Genomic DNA, 3,827 nt, shown 5'->3' on the forward strand with positions numbered 1-3,827 from the left:
GACGGCATCCTGCGCGGCCTGTACCGCCTGCCGGACGCCACCCCGGCGCGCAAGAAGTCGCGCAAGGCAACGCCCACCGTGCAACTGCTCGGCAGCGGCGCCATCCTGCGCGAGGTGCAGGCGGCCGCCGCCATACTGGCGCAGGACTACGGCGTCGAGGCCAACATCTGGAGCGCCACCAGCTTCAACGAACTGCGCCGCGACGGCCTTTCCGCGGAACGCTGGAACCGCCTGCACCCCACCGACACGCCGCGCAGGAGTTATGTCGAAGAGTGCCTGGACGACGCCGCCGGACCGGTGATCGCGGCCACCGACTACATGCAGGCCTACGCCGACCAGATCCGTCCCTGGGTGAAAAACCGCTACGTGGTGCTGGGCACCGACGGCTTCGGGCGCAGCGACACCCGCCGGCGCCTGCGCCAGTTCTTCGAGGTCAGCCGCGAGCACATCGCCTACGCGGCACTGAAGGCCCTGGCCGACGACGGCGCGATACCGGCCAAGACGGTGACGGCGGCCGCCAAGGCGCTGGGCATCGACCCCGAGCGGCCCGACCCGGCCACCGTCTGAGCGCAGGGAGCGACCACACGCAATGGAACAGAATCTCATCATCCCGGGCCTGGCCGAGAACGTGCACGAGGCCGACGTGGCCGAAGTGTCCATCAAGCCCGGCGACACGATCAGCGAAGGCGACATCGTCCTGACGCTGGAAACCGACAAGGCGGCCATGGAGCTGCCGGCGGAGTTCAGCGGCAAGGTCACCGCCGTGCGCGTGAAGGCCGGCGACAAGGTGAAGGAAGGCGACGTCATCGCCGTCCTGGAAATCGAGGCTGCGGCAGCACCCGAGGCGGACGACACGCCCGCCCCCGAGACCGGCAGCGCGGACAAGGGCACCACCGACGACGCGAGCGACGCGGGCGATGCGGGCGGACAGCTGCAGCCGGTGCCGTGCCCGGACCTTGGCGACGGCAAGGCCGCCGACGTGATCGAGCTGCTGGTCAAGGCCGGTGACAGCGTCGCCGAGGGCGACGCCCTGCTCACCGTGGAAACCGAGAAAGCCGCCACCGAGCTGCCGGCGCCATTCGCCGGCACCGTGCGGGAACTCAAGGTCAAGGTCGGCGACAAGCTCGAAACCGGCTCCGTGGTGGCGTTGATCGAGACCAGCGAAACCGCCGCGCCGGCGAAGTCCACACCGTCCGCGGCGTCCGAACGGCCCGCCCAGGCGCCAGCCGCCGAACCCACCAAGGCCAGCCCGCCGCCGCAACCGGCCGCCGGGGACACCACGTCGTCCGGCCAGCCACCGCACGCCACCCCGTCGGTGCGACGCCTCGCGCGTGAGCTGGGGGTCGACCTGGCCCGCGTCGACGGCAGCGGGCGCAAGGGCCGCATCACCCGCGAAGACGTACAGGCCTTCGTCAAGGCAGTGATGCAGGGCCAGGGTGCCGGCGGCGCCCCGATGGCGGCTACGCTGCCGACGATCGACTTCAGCCAGTGGGGCGAGATCGAGTCCGTGCCGCTGAGCCGTATCCGCCAGCTGACCGGCGAGAACCTCGGCCGCTCCTGGCCACTCGTGCCCCAGGTCACGCAGCACGACACGGCCGACATCACCGACCTGGAGGCCTTTCGCAAGGCACAGGCCAAGGCGGCCGAGGCCCGTGACACCAAGCTCACCCTGGTGGCGCTGCTGCTGAAGACCTGCGCCGGCGCCCTCAAGGCCTTCCCGGATTTCAACAGCAGCCTGGCCCCGGACGGCAAGGAACTGATCCTGAAGCGCTACATCAACATCGGCGTGGCGGTGGACACACCGGCCGGGCTGGTGGTGCCGGTGATTCGCGACGTCGACCGCAAGGGCATCCTGGATCTGGCGGTGGAACTGGGCGACATCAGCACCCGCGCCCGCGGGCGCAAGCTGAAGCCCGAGGAACTGCAGGGCGGCACCTTCACCATCTCCAGCCTCGGCGGCATCGGCGGCACGGCCTTCACGCCCATCGTCAACTGGCCGCAGGTGGCCATCCTCGGCGTATCGCGCGCGTCCATGGCGCCGCAGTGGGACGGCAACCAGTTCGTGCCGCGCCTGATGCTGCCGCTGTCGCTGTCCTACGACCACCGGGTGATCGATGGCGCCGCCGGGGCGCGCTTCACGCGCCACCTGGCCGAGCTGCTCGAAGACCTGCGCGGGCTGTTGCTGTGACCGTGCGCGGCGTTTCCGTGTCCGGAAATGCGCGACTCGCCCGGTGTGGCGCGTGCCCGCCCCGGGTGCCGTCGGGCAACACGCCCCGCTTGACCCCGGGGCTGCCTGTCCCATGCAACGCGCGCTGAGCCAACGGCTTCGGCGCATCCCAACACACTGAACTGGCGCGGAGAACCCTCATGCCCGAACCCATCCGTACCCAGGTCGTCGTGCTCGGCGCCGGCCCCGGCGGCTACAGCGCGGCGTTCCGTGCTGCCGACCTGGGCCTGAGCGTCACGCTGGTCGAGCGCGAGCAGCGCCTGGGTGGCGTGTGCCTGAACGTCGGCTGCATCCCGTCCAAGGCCCTGCTTCACGTGGCCAAGGTCATCGACGAGGCGGCCCACACGCCGGGCGTCGGCTTCGGCAAGCCCAAGGTCGACCTCGATGGCGTTCGTGACCAGAAGGACAAGGTCGTCAAGCGCCTGACCGACGGCCTGGGCGGCCTGGCCCGCCAGCGCAAGGTGAAGGTGGTATACGGCAGCGCGCGTTTCGGCGGCGCCAACAGCCTGCAGGTGGACACCGCCGACGGCGCGCTCGAGGTGCAGTTCGAGCATGCCATCGTCGCCACCGGCTCCACGCCGGCGCGCATTCCGGGCCTGCCGGACGATCCGCGGGTGATGGATTCCACCGGCGCCCTGGCGCTGGAAGACATCCCCGGCAAGCTACTGGTGATCGGCGGCGGCTACATCGGTCTTGAGATGGCCACCGTGTACCGGGCCCTGGGCAGCACCGTGAGTGTGGTCGAGTTCATGGATGGCCTGCTGCCGGGCGCCGACGCCGATTTGGTGAAACCGCTCGCCAAGCGCCTGTCCGGCCAGTTTGCCGATATCCGCCTCAAGACCAAGGTCACCGGCGTCGCCGCCCAGAAGCAGGGCCTGAAGGTCACCTTCGAGGGCCCGGACGGCACCGCCGACCAGGTCTACGACCGCGTGCTGGTGGCCGTCGGCCGGCGTCCGAACGGCAAGGACCTGGGCCTGGAGGCACTGGGCGTGCAGGTCGACGAGCGCGGCTTCATCGCGGTCGATGCCCAGCGCCGCACCGCCGTGCCGAGCATCTTCGCCATCGGTGATGTCGCCGGCGAGCCGATGCTGGCGCACAAGGCCGTGCACGAGGGCAAGGTGGCCGCCGAGGTGATCGCCGGCCACAAGGCGGCCTTCCAGCCGCTGGCCATCCCGGCGGTGGTGTTCACCGATCCGGAGATCGCCTGGGCGGGCCTCACCGAGGCGCAGGCAAAGAAGGACGGCGTCGCCTACGAGAAGGCCGTGTTCCCGTGGGCCGCCAACGGCCGCAGCCTGACGCTCGGCCGCGACGAGGGGCTGACCAAGATCCTGTTCGAACCGGCCAGCCGCCGGGTGCTGGGCGTGGGCATCACCGGCCCCGGCGCCGGCGACCTGATCGCCGAAGGCGTGCTGGCCATCGAGATGGGCGCCGACGCCGAGGACCTGGCGTTGACCATCCACCCGCACCCGACACTGTCGGAGACGCTCGGCATGACGGCCGAAGTGTTCGACGGCAGCGTCACCGACATCATCGCGCCCAAGCGCTGAACCCGGCCGCCCGGGGCACCGGCCCCGGGCGCAGCCGCAGGTCGCCGGCCGGC

The 3,827-nt window shown here is 70.9% G+C and carries 2 protein-coding genes and 1 pseudogene; all 3 read left to right on the forward strand.

Going from position 1 to position 3,827, the window contains the following annotated elements; translation table 11 throughout:
• Positions 1–567, forward strand: a pseudogene (aceE, locus tag ABYX71_RS10935) (pyruvate dehydrogenase (acetyl-transferring), homodimeric type); the annotation flags it as partial.
• Between the two features lie 22 nt (positions 568–589).
• Complete coding sequence (aceF, locus tag ABYX71_RS10940; protein WP_372696530.1) at positions 590–2,188, forward strand: dihydrolipoyllysine-residue acetyltransferase; 1,599 nt, start codon at positions 590–592, stop codon at positions 2,186–2,188.
• Between the two features lie 179 nt (positions 2,189–2,367).
• Positions 2,368–3,774 carry a dihydrolipoyl dehydrogenase gene (gene lpdA, locus ABYX71_RS10945; protein WP_372696531.1) on the forward strand — a complete coding sequence of 469 codons (1,407 nt, stop codon included), beginning with the start codon at positions 2,368–2,370 and terminating at the stop codon, positions 3,772–3,774.
• Positions 3,775–3,827: the final 53 nt, after the last annotated feature.

It is taken from the genome of Immundisolibacter sp. (genome assembly GCF_041625615.1).
GTDB lineage: Bacteria > Pseudomonadota > Gammaproteobacteria > Immundisolibacterales > Immundisolibacteraceae > Immundisolibacter.